This is a genomic window from Candidatus Allofournierella excrementavium (assembly GCF_048526665.1).
GTDB lineage: Bacteria > Bacillota > Clostridia > Oscillospirales > Ruminococcaceae > Allofournierella_A > Allofournierella_A excrementavium.
On the sequence record NZ_DBGFPE010000007.1, the window covers coordinates 39731 to 64159 of the forward strand.

Genomic DNA, 24429 nt, shown 5'->3' on the forward strand with positions numbered 1-24429 from the left:
TCTCACTCCTCTTTTCTTCTCTTGAGCAGCCCGGCCGCCCGCGGCTCATTATACCACAACGCCCGCCTCTCGCGCAAAGGTTTTGCACAATTCCACAATGCCGGCCGCCGTGCGAAAGGACTCCCGCTCCACCTGGGTGGGCTGAATCTCCACGCCCATGTCCTCCAGGCCGTCCAGCAGGGTGATGAAGGCCAGACTGTCCAGCAGGCCGCTCTCCAGCAGGTCAACGCCCTCCCGCAGCGCGGCGGCACTGCCGCAGGCCTCGGCCAGCAGGCGGCGCACCTGGTTTTCAAACTGCGTTTCATTCATCTTCCAACATCCTTTCCAGCGCGGCAAAATCGCATTTGCCCCGCTCGTTCACCGGCATGCGCTCCACCGCGCGCCAGCGCCGGGGCAGCATATACTCCGGCAGGGTGTGGCGCAGGCGGGCCGAACATTCCGCGGGGTCCGGGGGGTTCTTTTCCCACTCCACCGCCGCGGCAAGGCCCCGCACTTCGCCGCCCGACCGAAGGGGCAGCACCGCCGCCGCCCGCACCTCGTCCCAGGCGAGGATGGCGGCCTCCACCTCCCCCGGCTCGATGCGGTAGCCCTTGTATTTGATCTGGCGGTCCCGCCGGCCAAGGTGCCACAAAAGGCCGTCCCGGATGACGCCTTCGTCCCCGGTGCGGTAAACTTTTTGCCCGGCGAGCGTGCCGAAGCCGCCCGCTTCGCCGCCGATGTAGCCGCTGCCCACGCTGGGCCCGGCAATGGCGATCTCGCCGGGCAGGCCCTCGGGCCGCGGCCTGCCCTGTTCGTCCAAAATCAAAAGGCGGCTGGCCGCATCGGCCACCCGGCCTACCGGCAGCGTCCCTTCCCTGCCCTGCACCTCCACCGCCGTGACGGCGCAGGCCGCCTCGGTGGGGCCGTAGGCGTTGAGGATGCGCAGGCCCTCAAAGCGCTTTTCCAGGGTCCTGACGGTGCGGGGCGCAAGGGTCTCGCCGCAGAAAAAAACGGTCTCAAGGTGCGGCAGAAGGTCTTTGCAGAAGGCCGCGTCGCACAGGCACAGCCGTGCGAAGGAGGGCGTGCAGACCAGCCGCCGCGCGCCGCTGCGCCCCAGTGCTTCGTACAGGGCAGGCAGGTCCCCCTGTTCCGCCCCTTCCAGCGCCCGGACCGTGCCGCCCGCGGCGAAGGTGGGCCAGAGATCCGCCACCGAGAGGTCGAAGGAAAAGCGCGCCTGATTGACGTTCACCCCTGCCCCGCACGCCGCCACCGCCGGGAGACCGAGCATCCACTCCACAAAGTTTTCCAGCGCCGAGAGAGGGATGCGCACCCCCTTGGGCGCGCCGGTGCTGCCGGAGGTGAACATCCAGTAGGCGTCCCGGGCGGGATTTACAGCGAACTGCGCGGGGTCCAGCAGTTTCTCCGCACCGAACAGCGGTTCGGCCTGCACCGCCCCCAGCGCCGCTGCCGCCGGGTGGCTGCCGCAGCAGAGAACGTCGGCGGCCCCGGACAGGCGGCGTATCTTCAAAAGACGCTCCGCCGGCTGCTGCGGGTCCACGGGCAGCCAGGGCCTGCCCGCCATCAGGCAGCCGAGGAAGCAGACGGGCATGCCCGCCTCTTTTTCGCCGCAGACGAGAACAGGCCCCGTTCCCGCCCGCAGGCGGACGGCCAGGGCGCGGGCGGCGCGCCAAAGCTGGCCGTAGGTGAGGGTCTGGGTGCGGTTTTGATAGGCAGGGCGTTCGGGCGTTTGCGAAGCGTGCCGGGCAATGGCGTCCAAAAGCATGTTTTTCCCCTCCCCTCAAAGGTCCTGCCGGATCTGGTCCGGCGGGATGAGGGCCGGGTCGTACATCACGCGGGAGTGGTTGTCCAGCACCAACTCTTCGGCCAGAAGCTGCCCGGTTTGGCGGTCGATGACCCGCCGGTAGACCCGGCTCACCCGGTACCACCCGTCCGCCTCCTTGCGAAAGTGGCTGTCCCGCTCCAGGATGCGGTAGCGGTGCGGGAATGGCTCGGTGGTGCGCAACTCGCCGCACAGGTCGGTGTCGGTGAGCCAGAAGAGCAGCTGCACCGGCCGGTCAGTGGTGTTTTTGAACTGATAGTCCACGTTTTTGTAAAACACCGAGGTGCCGGTGCCGAAGGGCACGGTCCGCCGGTCGTCGGGGAACAGCGCGTCGGAGTGATGGTGCAGCTCGGTGACCGTGAGGGGGCTGTTGAGCACCAGCCAGTGGGTCATGTTCGCCAGCTGGCAGAGCCCGCCCGCAAGGCCCGGCTTCATCCGGGTGCCCGCGATGACAAGGCCGTCGGTGTAGCCCTGTTTGCGGGTGGGATGGCCGATGAGGCCCCAGAAGGAGAAGGTCTCCCCCGGCCGGATGATGACGCCGTTCAGCCGCGCTGCCGCCAGGGCAAGGTTTTGCACCTTGCCCTTTTGCAGTTCCATATCCACCCCGTGCAGCCGCCGCAGCAAGGGCGAGGTGTGCCCTTTCACGATGCAGGGCAGGGGCTCGGGGTCCCGCCGCCGGGCGTACCGCTGGCCGCTGAACAGGGTCTTTGCGTCCCGAAGCAGGTACTCCTTGCGAAGGGAGAGCCAATAGCCCGCCGGGCTCATTTGGCAGAGAAGTTTCCGGGGCCGCATCCTCCCGCCTCCTCATTTTTGCTTTCAGGTCAGAGGGCTGCCCCCCGTCCTGTTCATTCTCTCTTGCGCTTCGAGGTACTGTACCACCATGACGAAGTTCTGCAGGTCCTTTTCGTCCAGGCCCTGAAAAGCGCGCAGTTCATCCCAAAGCAGGGTGCTGCCCTCCACCATGTAAAAGCCGCTGGCAAGGTCTACCCCCACAAAGATACGCTCCACACTGCCGCCCCAGAGTTCGGGGTCGTCCCGGTTTTCGGGCAGATAGAACCGCCTGCCCGCCCCTTCGTTTTCAAGATAAAAGGCCCGGGGCTCGGGGGCCGCGCCTGCGGGCAGCTTTTCGGCCCAATACTCGTTCATGGTCACGTCGCAGGCGATGGCCTTTAACGCTTCGGGGTCGGACAGTTCGGTGAGCGGATAGTGTTTTTGCAGGTATTCCAGCACCTGCGCGCCGGTCTTTCGGTTGGGGGAAAGCCGGTCCTTGTTCTCCCGCCAGACCGCCTTCCATTGGGCGATCATCTCTTCGGTGGGTCTCTGCGTGATCATGAGCGTGCCTCCTTTCAAAAAAGCACACAAAGACGCCGCACACGCGGCGCCTTTGGGCGAAACGATTCTGCGTTTTCTTTTCTTCATCTTATCACGGGCGGCGCACGGTTGCAACGGCTTCACTGCAGGGGCGTGCGATTGTCGGCGCTGGCGTAGTAATCCGCCTTTTTCAAAAGGTAGAAGTCGGTGGCGTAGTAGGAGCTGGTCTCCTCCACCCCGGTGGGGCCTGTCACCTTGGCGGTGCGCAGGCTCTCGCCCAGGGGAATGATGAAGTGCTGCTCCGTCTCGCCGGCCACCTCGTAGGGCACGCCGTAGCCGTTGCACAAGGTGACCTCCTGGCAGCTGCCGCTTTCCAGGTCGATGGCGAAGGTGCTGCCTTTCATTCCGTCGCCCGTGTTTTCGGAGCAGGTGAGCAGGAGTTTGCCGTCCAGAAAACAGCCGTCCTCCGCCACTTGGCTGCCGTAATAGGGCACGCTTTCTGCCACCGTCTGTTCCTCGCCGGTGCGCAGGTCGCGGCGGCTCAGCTGTGCGGTGCGCCCGCCCGCGGGCTCCAGGATATAGAGATACTGCTGGTGGGAGAAGGCGACGGCGTGGGGCGCGGGGTTGTATTCATCCGCCATCTCGCCGCTGGCCTCATAGTGGAACAGCTGAGTCTCCTGGCCGGTGGTCACGTCCACCTCAAAAACATCCGCCACCGCGCTGAGGTAGGAGTCGTTGTTGTGCTCCAGCACCAATTTTTGGTCGTAGGCCCCCAGCAGGATGGTGGGCTGGTCGTACTGTTTCAGCTTTTCCAGCGTTCCGTCCGAAAGGCGCGCCTGATACAGGCACTTCACGCTGCTTTGGGTGGCGGGGTCCACCTCGGAACTGAGGAAGTAGACGAATTCATCGCTGGCCGCCATCTGCAAGTCCACCAAACCGTTTTGGTACTCCATGCAGAGGGTGCGGTCCGCGCCGCTGGGGCTCATGCGGTAGAGCCGCACGACGGGGTACTGCTTGCCCGACGGGTCCTCGGTGGAGGAATAGAGATAAAGGGGCTGCGCCGGGTTCTGCTCGTCCAGCAGCAGATAGAGCATGCCCGGGGCCCAGGCGGTGCAGCTGTCGTCGGTGTGGGGGCACTCGGGCCGGGCGCACAGCGGCACCGACTGGCCGCTGGCCTCTTCGTAGTAATGCACCACGTTGGGCGAACTGCTGCCCAGGTAGTACACGCCCTGGGCGCCTGCCGCCGCATCGTCCCGCTTGCCGAGGAAGCGGATGGGCGACGCCGCCGGTGCAGAGGCCTGAGGCTGGCTTTGGGGCTCGGGCTGCAGGCCGCTCTGCGCGGGCGCATCCTGCCCGCCGCAGGCGGAAAAGAGGAGGAGGAGCGAAAGGGCAAGGCCCGCCAGCGCGGGCGTCATTCTTTTTTTCATTGTAAGCTGTATTCCTTTTTCAAAACAAGGTTTTCAGGTCTTTTCGGGGCCGCGCGCAGACAGCCGCCGCAAGCGCGCGTTTCGTGGTTTTTCATTCCCACCGGGCCCGCAGCCGGTCCACACACAGCCAGCAGACCGCCGCGGCCAGGCCGAGAAGGATGAGGCCCGCCGCGCCGTCGCCGGGGCGGCGCAGCAGTTCTGCCAGATGGAACAGCGGGTACGCCCCCACCCAGCGCAGAGGCCACAGGCCGCTCAAAGCCAGCATGGGCGGCAGGCAGAAGACAAGGGCCGAGAGGAACATGGCGCTGAGGGCGCTGCCCAAAACTTCCGAGAGCCAGAGGGTGACCGCCGCCATGCACAGCACCGCCGCAAGGCGGGCAAGCCCGGCCAGCGCCAGCACCCCGGCAAGAGGCAGCCAGCCGGGCAGATGGAGATAATCGGAAAGGCTCATGGCCGGGGCGAAGGGGGCAGGCAGGCCGTAGTCCCGCAGGACCACGATGAGCCGCGGCAGGCCCACCAGCGCCCACAGCAGCGCCGCCGCACAGCCGGAGGCCAGCAGCTTTGCGTCCACCGTTTTGCGGCGGCCCAGAGGGGTGGCCATCACCACCCGCTTCATGCCGCCACGGTGCTCGAAGGCGAACAGACCCGCAAAGCAGACGCTGGCCAGAAGGCCGGCCACGAGGGCGTCCCGCAGGTCGTCGTCGCCTGTGAAGCAGAACAGTTCTTCCCAGCCGCTCTCATACACCAGCTGGGCGCCGGGGTTCTCTTTGAGATAGGGCAGATTGCCGTAAACGATGCGGTCGAACACCTGTTTTTTCTGGTTGAGGCCGTAGTAGGCGCCCATCTGCATCTGGTACTCTTCCGACGTTATCTCCCCTGCCTGCAGCGCCCGCTCCAGCCGCCGGATGGGTTCGAACTCTTCGTTCTGCGCCTGCAGCCATTGGTAGGCCTCCTGATCGTAGGGGCCGGAGATGTGGGTCATGTAGTACTGATAATAGATCTCATCCGCGTCGATGAAACTCTGGGCCTCGGCGGTCTGCCATGCCTGATACCCGGCAAAGACGGCCAGCACCGCCAGCGCGCCGCAGCCGAGGGCCAGCTTGCGCGCCTCCTGCCGCCAGACGGTGGTGGGGCGGGTGCGGGGTCTGCCCAGCCGCAGGCCCGCGAAGGCGGGGGCGGGCAGCAGCGCCGCCCGGCAGAACACAAGGCAGAAAGCGGCCAGCAGCGCGGCGCACCACAGCGCCGCAGCGGTCCACTCCACCAGCGGCAGTGGGACGGGATGGTCGAACCAATAAAGGTTCCGGTAATTGCCCAAAAGTTCATTGGTGCGCAACAGGCTTGCCAGGTTCGCGTATTTCACCACGTTCAGACGGCTGGTGGCGGGTATAGCTTGGCGGATGAGCCACTGGGCCGCGGGCAGCGCCAGCCCGGCGCACCAGCCCGTAGCCGCCCGGCGGCAGACCAGCGCGGCCAGCATGACCCAAAGGCCCATCACAAAGGCCCCCGCCCACTTGGCCAGCAAAAACAGCCCCAGATACTGCCCCACGGTGATGCGCATGGTGCAGCGCATGAGGGCGGGCACACTTTGGATGTTGCGGTCAAGGGGACCCAGGCCGAAGGTGAGCTGGCAATAGGCCAGGTTCACCCCGTAGAGCAGCACCAGTACCGCCAGCAGGCTGAGCGCCAATGCCGCCAGCTTTGCCGTCGCCGTTTTCAACCGTCCGCCGGGGGTGGTGCGCACGAAGGCCAGCATGCCACTGTCCCGTTCGGCGCGCACCAAAAGACTTGCCAGCAGCAGCATGGCCGCCAGCAGGATGAGGTCGGTGAAGGGATAGTCCAGGGCGGTGTAAAGGCCCTTTTGGGGCGCGTAGTTTATCTGAACATCGCCCATGCCGGCGTAGACCGCGGCGGTCTTGCCGATGTTTTCCAGGTCGTAGCCGCTCTGGGAGTTCTGAAAGATAGAGATGCCGGAAAGCTGCTTTGCCTTGGCCTGTACATCCTCCAGAAACTGCGGGTAGCCGGCCACTGTGTCCAGCTCCGCCTTGACGGAGGTGAGAAAGTTCACCTCCTGGCTCAGGTTCTCGGTGTAGAGGGTGTAACTCTTGTCCTGGTAAATCTGCTCGTATTGTTCAAAGAGTTCGGGGAACTGGGTGTGCGGGTCGGACATATAGCCGTACTGGGCGTTCAGGGCATAGTCATAGAGCAGCTGCCCCACCTGATAGACGCCCTTGGCGGTGTCCAGCTTTTCGTTGATGAGGGCCTGCTGCTGGGCGGTGGAAAGGCCCCGCAGGTCCCGCCCCACGGCCCGCCAGGCCGAGGCGGGGACGGCGTTCGCGCCGGGTTTGGTGCCGGTGTAGAGCAAAAACAGGTTCGCACCCGCCAGCACCGCAAGGCAGAGGGCCGTGACCCGCCGGCCCCAGACCTTGCGCAGTTCCGCAAGAAGGAGCCTCATGCGCCGCCCTCCTCCCCAAAGACATGGAGATACACGTCCTCCAGGCTGCCGCCGGGGGCGTATTGCTCCACCAGCGAAGCCACCGGGGCCTGGGCCACCAGCCGGCCGTCTTTCAGCAGAAGAATTTCCTTTGCCACCGTTTCCACATCGCTGACCACATGGGTGGCCACCAGGATGATGCGGTCCTGGGCAAGTTTGGCCAAAAGCTGGCGCAGGCGCACCCGCTCCTTGGGGTCAAGGCCGGCGGTGGGCTCGTCCAGGATGAGCAGCTTCGGCTCGCCCAGCAGGGCGCTGGCCAAAAGGAGCCGCTGCTTCATGCCGCCGGAGTAGGCGGCGAGGCGCTTATCCAGCTCGTTTGAAAGGTTCACCCATTCCGCCACCCGCTCCACCTGGGCGGCCGTCTCTTTGGCCGGTATTTCTTTCAAAGCGCAGAGATAGGCCAGAAAGCGGCGGCCGGTGTAGCTGTCGTAAAGGCCCTGCTGCTGGGGCATGAAGCCCAGCGCGCGGCGGAAGCTGACGTCCAGCGCACGGGCGCTTTTGCCGCACCAGAGCACCGAACCGCCATCCTGCGCGAGGCCGCCGGTGATGATGTTGATGAGGGTGGATTTGCCCGCCCCGTTGGGGCCCAGCAGGCCGTAAAGCCCGGGCCCGAGGGTGAAGCTCACCCCGGCCAGCGCCTGCTTTTTGCCCGCCGGGCGGCCGAACCGCCCCGGCAGCGCATAGCTCTTTTTCAGTTCCTTCACCTGCAAAGCCGGGGCGTTCGTTTCCATGGCGGGCCTCCTGTGTTTTGTTTATTCGGGCAGCCGGGAATTCAGATAATCCTCCCAACTGCAATACACGAGCCGATCGCGTTCAAAGCTGGAAATGTCCGTGCCGCTGTACTGGGGCACCTGAAGAATGACCCCGTCCCCCAGTTCTCCTTCGATGAGGATGGGGTAGCCCCGCACCGGGTCGCAGAGTTTTATCTCCCGCAGGTCCTGGGTCTCGGGGGTGAAGGCCAGATACTTGCTGATGAGTTCATCCTCTTCCGTATAACCGGAGAGCAGGTCAAACAGCAGGGTGCCGTTATGGTATGTCTGATTCACGATATTCTTCGGTTCTTCCACTTCGATGCCCAGGTCGTATTCGTTCTCCTCGCCGGTGGCGAGGTCCCGCACCGTCAGGTGGAGCACATCGTTTGGCATGCTGAACAAAAACAGCTTGTCGTCGGCGATCACTTCCCAGCCTTCGTCCTGTTTCCATTCCGCCACGGTGCTTTTCGCGCCGGTGGTGGGGTCGATGGCCGTGAGGATGTGGCGCTGTTCGCTGATGTCGGAAAGCTGGCTTTCCCCTTCCGGCATTCCGAAGTGTTTGACGATCAGCTGACCGCAGGCCACACCCATCAGGAATGTGGTTTTTTCCACCTTGCAGACGGTGACAAGGCTTCCGCTGGTCAGATTCAGACGCACAAGTTCCGTGCTGTAACCGTTGGCCTCATAGGTGCTGAGAAGGAAATAGAGGCTGTCGCCGCTGGCGGCAACGCCGCCGTTGTACTCCTGGTTTGCTTCAAGGTCGCAGACCTTGTGCCGGTCCGAGCCGTCGGGGTTCATCACGTCGATGTGAGGGAGCACCTTGGTCTCGTCGGTATCCATTCCCTGATAGAACAGCACCACCTTGCCGCCCGTCCAGGCAAGCTCAGGCCGCCTGTTGCCCAGATATGCGGGGCAGGCGTCGGTGTCGTGGGCGCAGCCGGGGTTGGAACACAAAATCACGTCCTGATGGCTTTCCTTGTCGATAAAATGGATGTTGCCATGGGAATAGTCTTCGGACATGTCGGTGTAATAGAAGCCTGCGTCCCCTTCGGCCCCGAAGCCGATGCTGATCGGGCTGCGGGAGACATAGGTCAGCCGGTCGTCCACCGTTTCCAGGGCGGCAGGCCCGTCAGAGCCCGCCGGGGCGGAAGAATGCTCTCCGCCGCAGCCCGCCAGAAGCAGGCAGGCCGCAAGAGCGGCGGCAAATGCACGGTGTTTCACAGCGCACCTCCTTGTTTTTGAAAAGCCGCTTATTCGGGCAGCTGAGAGTTCAGATAGTCCTGCCAGCTGCACACCACATAATCGTATTGCTGGAAGCTGTAAATATCGTCTCCGCTGTATCGGGGCACCTGCACCACCAGCTTGTCGCCCGCCTCGCCCATCACCTGGAAGGGATAGCCGCGCACCGGGTCGTAGAGTTTCAGCTCCTGCGTCTCGCCCGTTTCCAGGGTGCAGGCCCAGCGCTGAATGCCGCTGCCGCTGCTCTCGCCGGGGTTGAAGAGGCTGAACATGAAGACCCCGTTGCGCGCAGAGAGGGACATGGCATAACCGTCCTCTTTTGTTTCCAGCGGCAGGTCATAGTCGGTGTCGCTGCCCGTGGCCAGGTCCCGCACCGTCAGATGGAGTTTGCCCTCCGGGGCGCTGAGCAGATAGAGGGAATCGTCGGCCACCAGCTCCCAGTATTCATCCTGCGTCCACTCCAGCACGGGGGTCACCTCGCCGGTGGCGGGGTCCACCGCTTTCAGGGTGTGGCGCTGGGTGTAGAAATCGTCCGGGGAGCCGCCGGTGCCGCTCTCGCCGCCGATGGTCTTGAGCATCAGCTTGCCGCAGGCCACACCCATCAAAAAGGTGCTGTTGTCCACCTTGCACAGCTCGGTCAGGCTGCCCTCGGCAAGATCCAGCCGGACCAGCGACATGGCGGGGGAATCGCCCTCATAGGTGGCAAGCAGGAAGTAGAGATTTTTGCCGTCGCCGGCAACGCTGCCGCCAAGGGACTGGTTCAGCGCGAAGGTGTAGACCGTGCGCCGGCCGGAACCGTCCGGCTCCACCACGTCCACGTGGCCGGGCTCTTCGCCGGAACCGCTGACATCAAACAGCAAAAACAGCTTGCCGCCGGTGAAGGCCAGATAAGGACTGCCGGTAAAACACGCCGGGCAGGCGTCCGAATCGTGGGTGCAGCTGGGGTTTGAGCAGAGCACGATGTCCTGGCCGCTTGCCGCGTCGATGAAGTGCAGGTTGGCGCGGTCGATGCTGTCCTGGATGTAATAAAAGCCCTGGTCTCCCTCGGCGCCGTAGCCGATGTTGTCCGGCGAGGCGGAGAGGTACTCCAGCTCCCCGGCCTGTGTCTCAACACCGGCCGAGGCGCTTTGGGCGCTTGAGGCGGCAGGCACGGACGGCGCGGAAGGCGCCGTTTGGCCGCAGGCGGCCAGCAGCAGGCAGGCCGCAAGGCCCAGGGGCAGAATGTGTTTTTTCATGGTGCAAAGACCTCCTTTTTCGGGGCGCGGGCGCAGGAAAGCGTTCCTTTTCCCCTTTTGCGGGTTCAGTATAGCACGGAGCCGAGAGGGGTCTCTACCATGGGGGTGTATGCTTTGCGTATCGAAACTGTAAATTCCGCCGGGGCGCTCAGCCCACGGACTGGGTGAACACCTGCCAGTTTGCGCTGCCCTCCCACAGGTCCTGCCGGGAGATGGAGGCGAACTGCTGCGTGCCCTGCTCGTCGAAATAGCTGCCGAACAGCGCTTCGCTGCTTGCACCCAGGAACACGAACTGGCTGTCCTGCCCGAGAGCGGTGACGGCCGCCAGCTCCCGCACCTCCCCTGTTTCCAGGTCCACGGCGTAATGGATGGGCGCGTCGTAGGCCGCGCTGCGGTGCGCCAGGGAGTTCAGCAGCAGCCAGGGTTCCGGGCAGGCCAGAAAACTCACCATATCGGGCTGGAAGGCGTCGTTTTGGACGACGAGCGCCTTTTCCAGCTCCGGGCCAAGGCAGGTCAGCGTGCCCTGTTCCAGATAGAAAAGCCGGCCGTCCACACCGGACTGCATGCCCGCGCCCTGCGTCCAGCTTTTGAAGGGCGGCTCCACGCGGCCCTGCCTGTCCACCAGGAACAGTTCGTGCCGCTGGGTCTTGACGGGGTCCGGCGCACTGGTGTCCGCCGTGATGCGTTTCATGACGAACCGCCCGCCGCTGACGCCCACCAAAAAGTAGTTCACCCAGTTTTCCAGCGTGAAGGAGGCGATCTCGCTGCGGCTGCCGTCGGCAAGGCTCACCCGCACCAGGGTCCTGGTGACAAAAAGGGGCTCGCCGGACACCTGTTCCAGCAGCAGATACACCGCCTCGTCATCCACGGCGTATTCTTCCGCAAAGCTGGAGCCCTCGTCAAACACCGCCAGCTGGCGGATGAACTGGCCGGTGGGGCCGCGCAGTTCCAGCCGGGGCAGGGCGGCCTTGCCGTAATGGTCGGCCACGCCGGGGCTGCCGCGGTACAAAAAGAGCAGCTGCCCGCCCACCGGCACCACTTCCGGCTTGTTGGACGGGCACTCCACAAAGGCGGTGCACGCCTCGCTGTCGTGGGCACAGTTGGGGTCGGCGCACAGGGCCACCACCTGACGGGTGTCATAGTCGGCATAGCAGACGGCGGCCTTGTCCCACGCGGTGAGCAGCGGAAAATAGGTTCCCTTTTCATCGCCGTGGATGCTCACCCCTTTGGAAAAGCGCAGGCTGCCGCCCGCCGCCTCTTCTTGGGCGGCGGGCGGCTGAGGGCTTTGCGATGGCGGGGCGGACGTGCCCGATGCGGGGGCCGCGGCACAGGCGGCCAGAAGCGCTGCGCACAAACAGATGGAAAGCAATTTTTTCATGCTGCATCCCTCCCAGGTCCGGCCCCTCCATGCGCCGCAGTGCTTTCGCTGCCTGCCGAAAGCACTGTTCCCGGGCGGCGGGGCTCAGCCCACCCGGGTCACGGCGCGGTAGTTTGGTGTGCCCGACCAGAAATCCTTCGCGCTGATGAGGGCAAAGGCGTAGTTCACCACGTCCTCGCCGTAGGTGACGCCGTTCGGGCCGGGCGTGAGCACGGTGTGGAAGGAGCGGCTGGGCGAAACAAGATAGGCCTCTCCCTGCCGGGCGAAGATCTCCAGCATCCGCATATGGTCTCTTTCTTCGGTGCTCTCCGCCTGCAGCTCCTGGCGGACGGCCCTGCCCTCAAAGTCGACGAGCCAGTTGTGGTATCCGTCCTCTCCAGATGCCTGCACCACATAGCCCTGTTCGGTCACGCCGGCCAGCATGGCCCATTGGGGCGAGGCTTGCTCCGTCAGGTCGCTGGCCAGTTCGGTCACGCCGCCGTCCTCCACCGAGACAGTGCGGATGGCCCCGGTGGCCTCGTCCAAGAAGCACAGCGAGCCCTCGAACACGACGGCCGTGCTGTCGGTGGAAGCCAGATCGCGGAGTTCTTTTGTGTCCACATTGTAGGCGGCGTAGTAATTGCGGCCCAAACCGGATTGCAAAATGAGTTCTCGGCCCCATGCTCCCACGATGCGCAGTTCCGCCCGCTGCACTGACTCATCGGCGCTCACCGCGCCGGAGGCAAGGCCGATGGTCACGATCTTTTCCACCGGTCCGCTGGCGGAACTGTAATCAGTGAGGATGATGTAAAGGTTTTGCCCGTCGGCGGCGGGCATGGAGGCGAAGGCCTCCGACGCGCCGAAGCGGGCCAGCTCCTGCCGGTCCGAGCCGTCCGTGTTGCACTTCAGGATGCGGGGCAGGGCTTTTTCGCCGTAGGTCTCGAAGGCCCAGCCGTCCCACGGGGCGCCGGGGAACAGGATGTAAAGCGCGTCATCGGAGGCAAGGACGCTCGGTTCAGTGCCGCCCCAGGCAAACCACGCGGGGCAGGTCTCGCCGCCGTGGGCGCAGTTGGGCTGGCTGCACAGGGGCACGTCCTGCAACGTGGCATAGTCCACGACCCGCAGCAGGCTGTTTCCGTTTTCGTCTTTGGCAAAGTAGTAATACCCCGCTCCATTCCCCGAGCCGTAAGGCAGGTTGGAACTCAAATAGCGGATGGCGTCCCCTTCCGCGGCCGGGGCTTCGGCTTCGGAGCCCGATGCGGCGCAGCCCGCAAGCAGCAGGCAGGCGGCAAAGGCGGCGGCAAAAAGGCGTTTTGCTGGGGTGTTCGTTCTCATGGCAGCAGCTCCCTTCGCGTCGGGCCCGGGAAACGGGCCCCGCAGAAATCCGCCCGCATCAGCGGGCTTTGCCGCAAGGATACCGCCGCCGGGGGCGCGGGGTCATCTGCAAGTTGTATCCAAACTGCAAATTTTGCCGGGGACCGTTCACCGCGCTGTTTCGATGGGGCCGCTCCCTGCCCAGAAATCCTCACAGCGTATCCTGCCATACACCGGCTCGGGGATGTTCGCGGTGAAGAGGGTGCCGTCCTCCCGCCGGTCCTCCCGGGGCTGCAGGGTCTCGCCCGCGATCACGAAGTAGCTGCCGCCCGTCTTCGCAATGGGGTTAACGGGCAGCGGGCGCTCCATGTCCGGATAGGTAAGGCTGAATTCCGTTTTTTGCGTCTCCTCCAGGCCGGCGGCGAAGAACACCCGCCCGCCGGGGTACGTTTCGCTGCCGGGCGTCTCGAAGGAATAGAGGACCCGGCCCTCGTCATAAAAGCAGAGGTTCAGCGTCAGCATATCCGCGCCCGCAGGCAGCACCTCCCGGGCCAGAAGCTGCCGCCGGCCGGTGCGCCAGTCGATGCTCAGGATACTGTTCTGCTCCGCGTCATAAAAGACGAGCGCGTCGCCGAACGCCACCGCGCGGCCCTCGCCGGAGGAATATTCAAGCACGGTCTCCCGCTCCAGCGTGTTCACGTTCACCCGCTCATAGGCACAGGAGCGCCCGGTTTCCAGGCTGTTCTGGTCATACTCGTCCAGAGACATGAGCAGAACGTGCTCCCCCGCCGCACTGCGCACGCGCTCTGACCGCGCGGTATCCAGCGGGAGGACGGTGGACACCGCCCCGGAGCCAAGGTCGATGCAGACCAGTTCCTCCGTGGCCGTTTGGGCCTGGACGGTCCGCAGAGCGGCGTAAAGATTTTTGCCGTCGGTGAGATAAGGGCCGTCCAGCTGCTGGTTCGCCTCAAAAGAGGCCGCCTGCCGCCGCCGGGAACCGTCCGGGCCGCAGACGCAAACGCGGGGCGGCGATGGCTGTTCGCCCCAGGGGCCCGTGCCGGGCGACACAAGAACGAGCTGCCCGCCCGCCATCATCAAGGAGACCCCGCTGCCGCCGGGCTGATAGCTGGTGCAGCTTTCGGAATCGTGGGCGCAGTTCGGCTGGGCGCAGAGATACACCGTCTGCATGGAGGCATAGTCGGTGTATCGGATGTTGAGGGAACCGTCGGCCCGGGCGGTGCTCACCACGCTGTAATACCCGTCCGGCCCGGCGGCGCCGTAGACCGTGCCCTCCGCGTCTTGCAGCGGCACAAGTTCCAGCGGGGCGGCGGTGGCCGCCGGGGCCGGGCTGCCCGCAGGCGGCGCGGGCGCTTTCTCCCGCCCGGCGCAGGCGCACAGCAGCACCGCAAGGCAGACAGAGCCGGCCAAGACCCGTTTATGCTTCACGGCAGGCCGCCTCCTTTCCTCAGAAATCCCGCAGGCTGTCGATCATCTGATACTCCACCCGGCCGTTCAGGTAGTCCTGCGGGTCGATGAGGCCCATCCTGCGCCGGTGGACCAGCGCGTTCGCCGCCTTGTCCACCGTTTCGGAGATCTCCGCAAAGACCAGCAGCTTCGGGCCGTGGGCGTCCAGCACCTGCACCGGCACCGTGGTGGCGGAATAATGATTCGTCAGGGAAAGCGGTGCGGTCTCGCCGGTGTCCATGTCCACCGCAAAGCCGCCGTAGACCGCCTCGATGTTGCCGTTTTCCGCCGTGTATGCCTCTGTGAGCAGGTTGAGCAGCAGCTTGTTCTCCACGCCGCCCCGCAGCACCATGTCCGCCAGCCGGAAAGTCTCGGGGTCCCGCTCGGGGGCAAGGGCGCGCAGGTCGAGGCACAGCGTACTCTCTTTGCCCCGGTCCAGCTTTTTCAGCGCATAGCTGCCGTCCTGCTGGAGCTCCACAAAGAAAAAGGCGTTTTCGCAGGCGATGCCCTTGCCTTCCTCCGCGCCCCAGGTGAACAGTTCCGCCGGGGGTGCGCCGTCAAAGGGAACCTGCCAGATGACGGTACGGAACGCGTCGTCCATCTTCTGAAACACTTCTTCTTCGGTGCCGGTGGTGTCGTATTTTTCCTGGACCGAGGCCTGCACCAGAAAGCCCTCGTGGGTGACGCCCAGGAACTTCATTGAGCAGGCCTCCGGTTCTTCCCCGGGCAGATGCTCCCGCAGGGAAAAGATGGAGCGGGTCTCGCCGCTGTTCACATCCACGGCCAAAAGGCGATGCTCCTGCAAAACGGAATCATCGTTCTGCACGTTCTCCTGCACCGAGATCACCAAAAACCCGCCGTTCGAAGCCACAGCGTTCTCCGCCATCATCCCGCCGGGCAGTGAGAGCAGCTCCCGCCGGTTTTCGCCGTTCAGGTCCGCGCGCTCGATGCGCACCCCGCCGCCATAGCCGTTGCAGAGCAGAAACAGCTCCTTTTCGCCGGCCGCCACAGTCACCGTGCCGCTGAAGGGGGCGATCCATGCCGGGCAGCTTTCGCTGTTGTGCTCGCAGTTGGGCTGGGCGCAGAGATACACCTGGGAGGCGGAGGCATAGTCCACATAAAGAAGGCTGCGGGAGCCGTCCTCATTCGAAAAAACCGAGTAAAAGCCCTCCGCCGTGCCGCTGCCGTAGCTGGTCAGGTCCGGGGAGGACACCATCTCAAAGGGGAGGTCGAACGCCTGCCGCTGGGGCTCAGGCGTCGCTTGTGCCTCCGGCGCGCTCTCCGCCCCGGAGGGCGCCGGCGCGGCGCAGCAGGTCAAAAGCAGCGAAAGCGCGCAGGCCGCCGCGGCCCACCCTCTCTTTTTCATTTTCATCACTCTCTTTTCGACGCATCGTTTCTGTTTATACTACGTTCCGGGCGGTGGGATTTGTTTCACTTTGCCGCTTCTTCTTTGTGAACGCCGCGTTAAATACGCGCCCGTCGTGCAAAAAAACTGTGTTTTATGATATAATTATGAAACCAGCGGCCCACGCCGCGCGCATGACGCGCAGCAGGGCGATTTATGGGACTGTGAACGCGTTATAATGAAGAAAAGCCGCGGCCGCCGCGAGGGAACACGGGGCTGCGGGAGGTTGAATGAGGCTGTGCCGCCGCGCGGCAGGAAGGAACAGAGCATGGAGCTTTTGGAACAGTGCAGCAGATGGAACGAGGCCGGCAAATACCAGGCCATCGTGGACGCGCTGGAAGCCATCCCCGACGAAGAGCGCACCCCGGAGATGGACAGCGAACTGGCCCGGGCCTACAACAATCTGGCGGACCCGGACCAGCCGGAAGGCGCCGCCATGCTGCGGCGGGCCGTTGAACTGCTGCTTCGCCATGAGGAGTACTTTGAGGGGGACCACTGCTGGAATTTCCGCCTGGGTTACGCCTGGTTCTATCTGGACCAGGAGGGCCGCGCCCTCCCCTGTTTCCGCGAAGCGCTGAAGGCCCGCCCCGGCGACGAGGCCACCCAGGAGTTCATCGACGAATGCCTGCGGCAGGTCTCCCTGCCCCATTTCCCGCGCAGCTTCCGAAAGCGCACGGCCGCGGCCTGGAAGGCTTTTGCCCGGCAGGAGGCGGACCTGCGCCGCATCATGGACGAGGACAAGGACCACACCCGCGGCGACGAACTGGTGGAGAAGTGCGAAAGCATCCTTCACATCGCTTTTGAAGAGATCTCCTTTGAGATGGGCTACAACGGCCAAAAGCACGAGCTCATCCTCACCCCCGAGGGCAACGTCGTTCGGCTGTTTGAGCTGGTCTATTTTAAGAAGCACGCGCCCGGGGCGGTGCTGGAGCACTGGAACATCCTGGTGGGCCGCCAGCCTGTGCAGGGCATCGGCCTGCGCACCGGCGACGGCTGGGAGATCACCGGGGAGGACGTGCAGGTCTGGCCGGAACAGCTGGACGAGCGCAGCTTCGGCCTGTCGGTCTTCTGCGAAAAGCTGCTGCCTCTGCTAAACGAGGACGAGGGCCGGGCGTGGTGGATGCTCACCACCCTCACCGACCAGACGCTGGGCGAGATGGCTCACATCCGCCTCATCGACAGGTTCGAGGCGCTGAAAGCGCCCAAAGCGGAGGAACCCATCCTTCTCTCCCAGCTGCCGGACCGGCTGAAAGAGCTGGGGGCAGGCCTTTCCACTGACCCTGAACTCTGCCTTGAAAACTACACCGGCTATACGGCGACCGCCGACAAGGACCCGGACGCAGGCTGGAGGATGGACGTGATGGCGGGCACCACCTGCTGCGTGCCGGTGCTGAACGGTTATCTGAACGGGGACGACAGCTATATGGACGACCTGCACGCCGACGGCGTGGCGGCGGGCTTTTTGTGCTATCCGCTGGAAGGGTTCACCGGCAAGGACCGCAGCCGGCAGATCTTCGGGTTCCGCGACCGGCTGGAAGAGGCGCTGACCGACGATGACGGCCCGGAGGCGCTCACCCTCACCGGCGGCGCCACCGGCCTTTACTGCGGCTATGTGGACTTCATCGCCTGGGACCTGGACGCCGCCCTGCGCACCGCGAAGGAATTCTTTGACGGCACCGACCTGCCCTGGGCCGGCTTCCATGTGTTCCGCCGGGACGCCGCCAACGTATGGCTCAAGCGGGAACAGGACGCCTTTGAGGCCGGGGAGGCGGAAGACGATGCCGCGGAGGAGGTCCCCTGCACCCCGGAGAACGCCGAGGCCTTCTACCGGCAGATCGGCCGCTGGGACCGCGAGACTGAATACAGCCGTTGTATCCGGGCACTGGACGTGGTGCCCGAAGAGCTGCGGGACTGCCGCTGGGCCTGCGCAATGGCGCGGGCGCTGGAAAACTACGCCGTTCTGGGCGAGCCGGGCAAAGACGTCTTGCCCGGCGAGCGCAAAACCGCGCTGACGGTGGCTGTCTGCCTGCTGGATGCGGTCTGGAAAGAGGGCTGGGACAAGGCCGAGTGGAACAAATACATGGCCTGCGCGTTCCGGCATCTCCCCGGGCGGGAGGAAGAGGCCATCCCCTTTGCCGAGCGCTGGGCCCAGCTGGACCCCGGAGACGAGGAGGCTCCCGCAGTGATGCGGCAGTGCCGGGAGGCGGCCGGACGGCACGGCAGGCCGGACAGCAATGACGAGCCGCCCTCAGCCCTCGCCCGGGCCATGATGGACTATCTGGGCTGCGAGTGCGCCTTCTTTGCCCCCATGGAGAACGACGACCCCATCGTGGACGCCTACCATCAGGCCAGAAAGGAAGGCGCCCGCGAGGGCTTTGTGCCCATGCTGGTGAAGGTGGACGACATCCTGTGGGAGTGCCTTGTGATGAACACCTGGCCGGGGCACGGCAGCCGGGACGATTTGGACTTTGACCCGGAAAAAGCGGCTCAATACCGCCGGGACGCCCTTGCCGCCCCCCTTGCGGACGGCCGGGCGGTGCTGGAAGAGATGCTCGCTCAGCGCAGGCAAGAGGACGCGGAGGACGGGCCGGACCGGGACAGCGGCGCGCCGGACGATGGCGAAGAGGCCGAAGCGAACGACCTTTTCCGCGGCTATTGGGACCCGTTCAGCCGCAAGACCTCGCCCCTCATTTTGGCAAAGATGCCGGTGAAAAATCCCTGGGAGGTCTTTGCGTACCTGCCCTTCGGCGGCTGGAACGACTGCCCCGACACGCCGCAGCTGATGGCGGCGGCAAAGCATTGGTTCGAAGAATACGGCGCGGTGCCGGCGGTGCTGACCCACGACACGCTGGAGTTCGAGCTTGCCGCCCCCGCGCCCGCGGAAAAGGCCATGGAGCTGGCGGCACAGCACTGCGCTTTCTGCCCCGATGTGGACCAGGGCGGCGGGTGGACCGTGGGCACGCTGGCGGACGAACTGCGCCGGTCCACCGTGTGGTATTTCTGGTGGGATTGAGCGGCACCGATGACATGAGAAACAAAAAGGAGGAACGACCATGGGACTGGACATCTACGCCGGGACGCTGACCCGGTACTACTGCCACAACTGGAAGACCGCCGTGCAGAAGTGGGCGGAGGCCAACGGCTACGCTTTTCACAAAATCACCCCGGAGGGCGAGGAACTGCCAGAACAGGAGCTGACCCCCGAGGAAGTCTGCGACACCCAGAGCGCGGTGGAGCGCTGGCGTGACTACATTCTGGAGGCCATCAGCCAAAAGAAGGAGCCGCCCTATGCCCCCTGGCCGGAGGACAACGAAACGCCCTACTTCACCGACAAGCCCGACTGGGACGCGCTGGGCGCGATGCTGCTGGTGGCGGCCTGCCTCACCTACGGCGAGCCGGTGCCCCCCACGGTGAAAAAAGGCTGGGACTTCATGGAGCACCCCCTCATCGCACGGCTCTCCAACGACCAGGAGCGTTTCTGGTCGCTGTTCCGGGGCGCGACCTGGTGGCTGCCGCTGCCGGACGCTTTCATGTTCCAGGCGCCGCTGCCCGTTGGCGACACGGCGGCCATCGGCACGGCGGGCGGGCTGCGCAAGGAACTGGAGCAGCTGAACGCGCTGGCCTGGCAGGCCGATGAGGACACCATCCTTGGCTGGAGCGAGACCGAGGGCTATCCCACGGACGGCGTGTACGGCCCGGACGGAAAAATCGACGCGGCCGGCATGCAGGAGCACACCGAATATGACACCCAGTCGCTGGCGAAATTCGCCTTCTCCATCTTCTGGCAGGCCCTGCTGTTTGTGGAAAAGCAGCAGGTGCCCATCCTGATGGACTATTGACCCAAAACACCGAACGGAGGGAAAAAGCGCATGAGCGAAGCGTTCAAGCAGGACCTGAAAGGCAACAAGGGACCGGTGCCCGGCGGGCCGTTCCTGATGCAGCTGCTGTTCAAGGAGCCGCCGGCCATGCCGGACCAGGCGGTGATGACCGCCGTGCTGGAAAAGCACGTTGGGGCCGTGAATTGCTATTCCCGCGACGACAAGATGACGGGCTTTGAGGCCCTGGAATACATGGCGGTGTTCAAAGAAAGCAAAGCCCCGGTGCAGCTGATGGTGATGGCCTGCAACGAGTTCACCGGCAAGGGCATCGACGCCTTTGTGAAGAGCCAGATGTGGGACTGCCCCGACCGGGAGCGGGTGCTGGCGGAGTGTCGCTGGCAGGTGGTGGCCGTGGACATGCTGGCGGCGGCGCTGAACGCTCACGCCCGGGCCAACCTGGACATGGATTTTCTGGCGGCGCTGGCGGAGCTTTATCCCGCCTGTGAGGCGTTCTACTTTCAGAACTGCGGCAAGCTGCTTTTGGCGCAGGAGGTGCGCGACTGCCCCATCGAGGGGCTGGACCGCTTCATCCGCTTTGGCGTGAACGCCCGCTTTTTCAACGTGGAGGGCACCGGCGACATGGTGGTGGACACCGTGGGCATGAGCACCCTGTATCTGCCGGACCTGCAGTATCATTTTCACGATATGGACCCCAACTGGGTGGTGAACCACGCCTACAACGTTGCCTCCTACATTCTGGAGAACGACTGCCCCATCCAGAGCGGCGAGACGTGGACGGCGTGGAGAACGGCGCCATCAGCCGGAACGTGCAGTGGAAATGCCAGCTGGAAGAATCGCTTATCCAGCCGCCCCGCCCGGTGCTGGATGTGCACATGGGCCAATTCGCCGCCGGCGGGCGGTGAGTTCTTTTCCCCTTTTCTGACCCAAGCAATGACAAAACAAACGGCGGCAGGCCCTTTCGGGTCTGCCGCCGTTTTTGATGCAAGCGCGAAGGCTGTTTTAATCTTCGGTCTCCACAAAGGTCTCGCTGGTGGGGGCCTCCTGCACGTCCTGGGCGGTCGCCAGAGACTCCCAGCTGAAGCCGGGGATCTCGTCCTCGTCCACCACGGTCACATAGGTCTTGCCGCAGTTGATCTCAAAAGGCTCTTCGGTCTCGAAGTCCACAAGGCGCAAGGTGTCCAGCGGGGTGCCCTTCTGCCAGCGGATGCGCTCGATTTTGCCGCCGTAGCAGTAGTAGCCCACGCCGCCCCAGCTGTACTCGGCGTACTGCAGGTCGGTGGTGTGGCCGGGATAGGCATGAAGGTCGGTGAAGAGGATGACCAGATTGTCGAACATCAGCTGCTGGCCGTTGTTCTCGTCCACCGTGTCCATATAACTGCCCTTGGTGGAGTAATACTGGGCCATGGCGTACTGGCCGAGGCTGGAATCATAGTCGAACTGGGTGCGGTAGGCCTGGGAGTGGCGGATGGTCACACGGCCCGCGTCGGGGCTGGCGCCGCCCTCCAGATGCTCGCCGGTGAGCTCCTTCGCCGGCTCGCGGTAGTCTACAAAGTCGAAGAAGGTGGAGTTGTACATGCGGCGGTCGTCCACATCGTGGCGCTCCACATAATCCGCGATGAGCTGGCCGTTGGTGTAGGCGGTGTGCTCGGTGGCCACGCTGTTGCCCGCCCAGTTCACACGGTCGCGGTCACGGTAGATGAGGTTGCTGTCGTACTTGCCTTCCAGGTTCCACTCGTCGTAGTTGTAGTTGGTGATGTACTCCGTTTGCACCACGCTCTGGCCGACGTGGACATAGAGCGGCTGCCAGGGCAGCACCAGCCGGAAGAACTGGTCGCGGGCGGAGCGGATGGGCCCGATGTCGGGGATGGCGTTGTAGTCGGTGAAGAGGGCCATGAAGCGGGTGATGCCGCCCTCCACCTTGATCTCAAAGAGCATGTCCGCCGCGGACAGGCCCCGCTGGGGCCGGCACTGGGTGATGTTGTTCACCATCACCGCGGTGATGCGCTGGCCTTCGGGATAGTCCGCGTCCTTTTCGTAGCCGGTGAGAACGTTGGCCTCGTAAGGTTCCGGCGTGGGTTCCGGCGTGGCCTGCACAGCGGGCTCTTTTTCGCCGCCGGAAGTGGTGGTCTCATCGCCGCCGCAGGCGGTGAACAGGCTGGCCGACATGGCCAGCGCCATCAGGATGCACAACAAACGCTTCATTGCGTTGCCCCCTTGTATTCGGTTTTATTGAAGACGGTCAGCACGCCGCCTCTTCGTCTGTTTCATTATAACAGACCGCCTGCGCGGGGGCAACCGTTCGGGGCAGCCGCATTTCCGCCGCCCGAAACCGGCAGCGCAGCACTTCGCACAGGGCGCATTGCAGCAGGGCCAGCCCCGCCTGGGCCAAAAGCCCTGTTTTAACGGCCAGGTCCCGCCCCGCGCACGGGGCGGTGAGGAAGGCCTCGCCCATCTCCGAAAGCTGGCCGGCGGTCTGGCTCCACCAGGAGAAATCGCTCCAGCGGCTGGGGGTGAGCCAGGAAGGCCAGACCGAAAAGAAGGCAGGCAGCGCCAGCGCCGCCGCGCCCAGCAGGGCGAAGAACACCGCGTCCCTTGCGGGGAAGGAAAGGCGCGCCGCCCGGCGCACCAGTGCCGCCGCCAGCACCGCCGCCCCGAAGACCAGCGGCAGCCACGCCAGCCCCCGCGCCAGCACGGCGGGCAGGGCGGTGTAGAGCCGCCAGTCCGGCTCCGGCAGGCCGCTTTTCACAAGGCAGGCGTCCACCCGGGCCGCCGGGTCTTCACCCGCGTCCCCCTCCGCGGGCAGCTCCGCCGCCGTGAAGGCAGCGTCCGCCTTTGGCAGAAGGGCGACGGGCTCCTCGCTCTCGAACACGCCCCGCACAGTGTACTCCGTATTTTCCCGGGAAAGGGTCAGCCCCACCGCGTCCTCGCTGCCGAACAACTGCCACGCGAGGGCGGTGGACACCGCGCAGCCGCCGGCGTCCAGCGGGGCCGGCATGCCGCCGGAGAGACAGTCCGCGCCCCACACCAGGGACGCGTCCCCCCAGTAATACAGCACGGCGGCCTCTGTCTGCCGCCAGGAGGCGGTGAGGGTGGCGGTCTTCTCACACCAGAAGGTGAGGTCCGGCTGTTTTTCCCGGGCGGCCTCGGCCGTTTCGGCGGCGACGGGCTGGCTGTAGCGCAGGCTGACACTGCGGCAGTTGGCGGCCAGGGCGTCCGCGCTTTTCATGCCGGCGGCGGTGAGCAGCAGCAGAGCCAGCGCCGCGAGGGCCGTGACCAGCCGCCTCATTCTTCCGTCCTCACCGACGCGCCGGGGCTGACCGCGCGGTCAGAGGAGACGATGACCCCGCCGCTGATGGAGCCCTCCACCGCGGCGTACTGGCCGTCGCTGTCCACCTCTTTCACCGTCACCGGCACCCGCAGGGCGGTGAGGGAGAGGCCGAAGGCGTTTTGGGTCTCCTCCACCGCCAGCACATAGCTGCCCTGGCTGTCCTGCCGAAGGGCCGACACCGGCAGGCAGAGGTCGTAGGCGGTGCGGGAGAACACCAGTTCCGCCTGGGCCGTGCCCGCCTTGAAGCCCGCCGCCGTTTCGTCCAGCACCGCCGTGACGAGGCCCGTCTCCTTCTCCTCGTCCGTCTCCACCGTGCGCACCGCGGCCTCGGCGCTGGAGGAGCCCTGGGTGACGGTGACCGACAGCCCGGTGGTGATCTTCTCCGCCTGTTCGGCGGGCAGCGTGAACTGCACCAGCATCTCGCTGTCCTCTTTGGCCAGCTGCAGGCACTCCCCTTCCGGGCAGGGCTGGCCCTGCTCCACAGTGCACACGGTGAGCAGAGCGTCCCGGGGGGCGCTCACCAGACCGCCCGCCTCCACAAGGGAGGTGAGCAGGTCGATCTTTTCATCGTTCTTTTCCTTTTCCAGCCGCAGGGCTTCGGCCTCGGCGGCGTTGGACTGAGCCGTCAGCGACGCGCTGGCCTGGGCCAGGGAATAGGCCTCGTTTGCCTGGGCAAGGCTGCTCTCGGCGTTTTCCACGCTGCGCTTTGCCGAGAGCATCGAGTCCTCCCGGCTGGTCTCGGCGCTTTCCACCGCCTGTTTTGCCCCGGAAAGGGCGGTCTCGGCCTCTTCCAGCGCGCCGCGGGCCGCCGCCAGCTCTTCCTCCGTGGGGGCGGGGTCGGTCCGGCTTTCCAGCTCTTCCAGCGTTTTGGCCGCTTCGTCCCGGGCCGTTTGGGCCGCCACGAGGGCTGCCTTGGCCTCATCCACCGCCGCGGCGGTGCGCTCATCGGTGCGGGTGTAGTCCTCCTTCGCCCGGTCCAGGCTCTGCTGGGCCGAAGTCACAGAATTGCCGTCCGGCGCGGTGGACGCGCTCAGCCGGGCCAGCTGCGCCTCCTGCTGAGAGCGGGTGGCCTTTGCCGAGGCCAGCTCGTCCTGCAGCTGCTCCAGGTCCAGCAGAAGGATGGCGTCCCCCTCTTTCAGCTGCTGGCCCGCGGCGGCGTAAACGGCGCGCACCGTCACGCCCGCGGGCAGTTCCAGCGCCCCGCTCTCCCCCGCCGTTATCTCGGCGGTGGCGGAGGCTTTCTGGACGATGGTGCCCCGATTAGGCGTGGCGAGGCTCACCCGGGGCAGGGCCGCGCCGGAGGTGCCCCGGGCCGCCAGGGTGAGCACCACCATGGCGGCGAAAAAGCGCAGGGCCCAGCGCCCCGCCGCCTGCCCGGAGAGGGCGGCGGCCAGCTTTTTTGCCCCGCGGGCCGCCGCCGGGAAAAGTTCCTTTGTTTTGTTCACACA

17 protein-coding genes and 2 pseudogenes are annotated in these 24429 nt (G+C 65.2%); 3 read left to right on the plus strand and 16 right to left on the minus strand.

The annotated features are described in order from the left end of the window. Window positions 1-48: 48 nt before the first annotated feature. From ACMI1Q_RS02555 to ACMI1Q_RS02615, 13 genes are all read right to left on the minus strand, one after another. Window positions 49-309 (minus strand): phosphopantetheine-binding protein, encoded by a 261-nt coding sequence (locus ACMI1Q_RS02555; protein ID WP_419502700.1) that lies wholly within the window; start codon window positions 307-309, stop codon window positions 49-51. After that, entirely contained in the window at window positions 302-1762 is a 1461-nt protein-coding gene (locus tag ACMI1Q_RS02560) for an AMP-binding protein (RefSeq protein WP_419502701.1), read from the minus strand. Before ACMI1Q_RS02560 ends, ACMI1Q_RS02555 begins: the two co-directional genes overlap by 8 nt. A 15-nt stretch (window positions 1763-1777) precedes the next feature. Next, window positions 1778-2611: a VanW family protein gene (locus tag ACMI1Q_RS02565; protein ID WP_419502702.1), complete on the minus strand. Its 834-nt coding sequence runs from the start codon at window positions 2609-2611 to the stop codon at window positions 1778-1780. Between the two features lie 24 nt (window positions 2612-2635). Further along, window positions 2636-3151, minus strand: a complete 516-nt coding sequence (locus tag ACMI1Q_RS02570; protein ID WP_419502703.1) for a hypothetical protein — start codon at window positions 3149-3151, stop codon at window positions 2636-2638. A gap of 119 nt (window positions 3152-3270) precedes the next feature. Continuing rightward, complete coding sequence (locus ACMI1Q_RS02575; RefSeq protein ID WP_419502704.1) at window positions 3271-4557, minus strand: hypothetical protein; 1287 nt, start codon at window positions 4555-4557, stop codon at window positions 3271-3273. Window positions 4558-4648: 91 nt separating this feature from the next. Then, on the minus strand, window positions 4649-7009 hold the full coding sequence (locus ACMI1Q_RS02580; protein ID WP_419502705.1) for a hypothetical protein: 2361 nt from the start codon (window positions 7007-7009) through the stop codon (window positions 4649-4651). Next, the gene (locus tag ACMI1Q_RS02585) at window positions 7006-7779 is read right to left on the minus strand and encodes an ATP-binding cassette domain-containing protein (RefSeq protein WP_419502706.1); all 774 of its coding nucleotides are present in this window, start codon (window positions 7777-7779) and stop codon (window positions 7006-7008) included. Before ACMI1Q_RS02585 ends, ACMI1Q_RS02580 begins: the two co-directional genes overlap by 4 nt. 21 nt (window positions 7780-7800) lie before the next feature. Continuing rightward, window positions 7801-9021, minus strand: a complete 1221-nt coding sequence (locus ACMI1Q_RS02590; protein ID WP_419502707.1) for a hypothetical protein — start codon at window positions 9019-9021, stop codon at window positions 7801-7803. Between the two features lie 29 nt (window positions 9022-9050). Continuing rightward, window positions 9051-10274 (minus strand): hypothetical protein, encoded by a 1224-nt coding sequence (locus ACMI1Q_RS02595; RefSeq protein WP_419502708.1) that lies wholly within the window; start codon window positions 10272-10274, stop codon window positions 9051-9053. Between the two features lie 148 nt (window positions 10275-10422). After that, a complete protein-coding gene (locus tag ACMI1Q_RS02600; RefSeq protein WP_419502709.1) occupies window positions 10423-11652 on the minus strand; it encodes a hypothetical protein in 1230 nt (409 codons plus the stop codon). An 84-nt stretch (window positions 11653-11736) separates the two neighbouring features. Further along, window positions 11737-12966 (minus strand): hypothetical protein, encoded by a 1230-nt coding sequence (locus tag ACMI1Q_RS02605; protein ID WP_419502710.1) that lies wholly within the window; start codon window positions 12964-12966, stop codon window positions 11737-11739. A 147-nt stretch (window positions 12967-13113) separates the two neighbouring features. Then, window positions 13114-14391 (minus strand): hypothetical protein, encoded by a 1278-nt coding sequence (locus ACMI1Q_RS02610; RefSeq protein WP_419502711.1) that lies wholly within the window; start codon window positions 14389-14391, stop codon window positions 13114-13116. A gap of 19 nt (window positions 14392-14410) precedes the next feature. Further along, window positions 14411-15775 carry a hypothetical protein gene (locus ACMI1Q_RS02615; protein ID WP_419502712.1) on the minus strand — a complete coding sequence of 455 codons (1365 nt, stop codon included), beginning with the start codon at window positions 15773-15775 and terminating at the stop codon, window positions 14411-14413. A 280-nt stretch (window positions 15776-16055) separates the two neighbouring features. Here ACMI1Q_RS02615 and ACMI1Q_RS02620 point away from each other — a divergent pair. The 3 genes and pseudogenes from ACMI1Q_RS02620 to ACMI1Q_RS02630 form a co-directional block, all read left to right on the plus strand. Next, window positions 16056-18827, plus strand: a pseudogene (locus ACMI1Q_RS02620) (DUF4253 domain-containing protein); the annotation flags it as partial. 40 nt (window positions 18828-18867) lie between these two features. Beyond that, window positions 18868-19653: a hypothetical protein gene (locus ACMI1Q_RS02625; protein ID WP_419502713.1), complete on the plus strand. Its 786-nt coding sequence runs from the start codon at window positions 18868-18870 to the stop codon at window positions 19651-19653. A gap of 30 nt (window positions 19654-19683) precedes the next feature. Beyond that, window positions 19684-20555: pseudogene (locus ACMI1Q_RS02630) on the plus strand (DUF4261 domain-containing protein). A gap of 97 nt (window positions 20556-20652) precedes the next feature. Here the strand turns inward: ACMI1Q_RS02630 and ACMI1Q_RS02635 are convergent. From ACMI1Q_RS02635 to ACMI1Q_RS02645, 3 genes are read right to left on the minus strand one after another with little or no spacing between them, the layout of a single operon-like run. Beyond that, window positions 20653-21855, minus strand: a complete 1203-nt coding sequence (locus tag ACMI1Q_RS02635) for a DUF3048 domain-containing protein (RefSeq protein ID WP_419502714.1) — start codon at window positions 21853-21855, stop codon at window positions 20653-20655. 37 nt (window positions 21856-21892) lie between these two features. Beyond that, a complete protein-coding gene (locus ACMI1Q_RS02640) occupies window positions 21893-22939 on the minus strand; it encodes a hypothetical protein (protein ID WP_419502715.1) in 1047 nt (348 codons plus the stop codon). Continuing rightward, window positions 22936-24426 carry a hypothetical protein gene (locus tag ACMI1Q_RS02645; RefSeq protein WP_419502716.1) on the minus strand — a complete coding sequence of 497 codons (1491 nt, stop codon included), beginning with the start codon at window positions 24424-24426 and terminating at the stop codon, window positions 22936-22938. Before ACMI1Q_RS02645 ends, ACMI1Q_RS02640 begins: the two co-directional genes overlap by 4 nt. Window positions 24427-24429 lie beyond the last annotated feature (3 nt).

What these genes read in the sequence shown, in the direction of transcription:
- ACMI1Q_RS02555 (WP_419502700.1), bottom strand. Translation starts at nt 309, where the DNA reads ATGAATGAAACGCAGTTTGAAAACCAGGTGCGCCGCCTGCTGGCCGAG.
- ACMI1Q_RS02560 (WP_419502701.1), bottom strand. Translation starts at nt 1,762, where the DNA reads ATGCTTTTGGACGCCATTGCCCGGCACGCTTCGCAAACGCCCGAACGC.
- ACMI1Q_RS02570 (WP_419502703.1), bottom strand. Translation starts at nt 3,151, where the DNA reads ATGATCACGCAGAGACCCACCGAAGAGATGATCGCCCAATGGAAGGCG.
- ACMI1Q_RS02585 (WP_419502706.1), bottom strand. Translation starts at nt 7,779, where the DNA reads ATGGAAACGAACGCCCCGGCTTTGCAGGTGAAGGAACTGAAAAAGAGC.
- ACMI1Q_RS02595 (WP_419502708.1), bottom strand. Translation starts at nt 10,274, where the DNA reads ATGAAAAAACACATTCTGCCCCTGGGCCTTGCGGCCTGCCTGCTGCTG.
- ACMI1Q_RS02600 (WP_419502709.1), bottom strand. Translation starts at nt 11,652, where the DNA reads ATGAAAAAATTGCTTTCCATCTGTTTGTGCGCAGCGCTTCTGGCCGCC.
- ACMI1Q_RS02635 (WP_419502714.1), bottom strand. Translation starts at nt 21,855, where the DNA reads ATGAAGCGTTTGTTGTGCATCCTGATGGCGCTGGCCATGTCGGCCAGC.
- ACMI1Q_RS02580 (WP_419502705.1), bottom strand. Translation starts at nt 7,009, where the DNA reads ATGAGGCTCCTTCTTGCGGAACTGCGCAAGGTCTGGGGCCGGCGGGTC.
- ACMI1Q_RS02575 (WP_419502704.1), bottom strand. Translation starts at nt 4,557, where the DNA reads ATGAAAAAAAGAATGACGCCCGCGCTGGCGGGCCTTGCCCTTTCGCTC.
- ACMI1Q_RS02625 (WP_419502713.1), top strand. Translation starts at nt 18,868, where the DNA reads ATGGGACTGGACATCTACGCCGGGACGCTGACCCGGTACTACTGCCAC.
- ACMI1Q_RS02640 (WP_419502715.1), bottom strand. Translation starts at nt 22,939, where the DNA reads ATGAGGCGGCTGGTCACGGCCCTCGCGGCGCTGGCTCTGCTGCTGCTC.
- ACMI1Q_RS02565 (WP_419502702.1), bottom strand. Translation starts at nt 2,611, where the DNA reads ATGCGGCCCCGGAAACTTCTCTGCCAAATGAGCCCGGCGGGCTATTGG.
- ACMI1Q_RS02605 (WP_419502710.1), bottom strand. Translation starts at nt 12,966, where the DNA reads ATGAGAACGAACACCCCAGCAAAACGCCTTTTTGCCGCCGCCTTTGCC.
- ACMI1Q_RS02615 (WP_419502712.1), bottom strand. Translation starts at nt 15,775, where the DNA reads ATGAAAAAGAGAGGGTGGGCCGCGGCGGCCTGCGCGCTTTCGCTGCTT.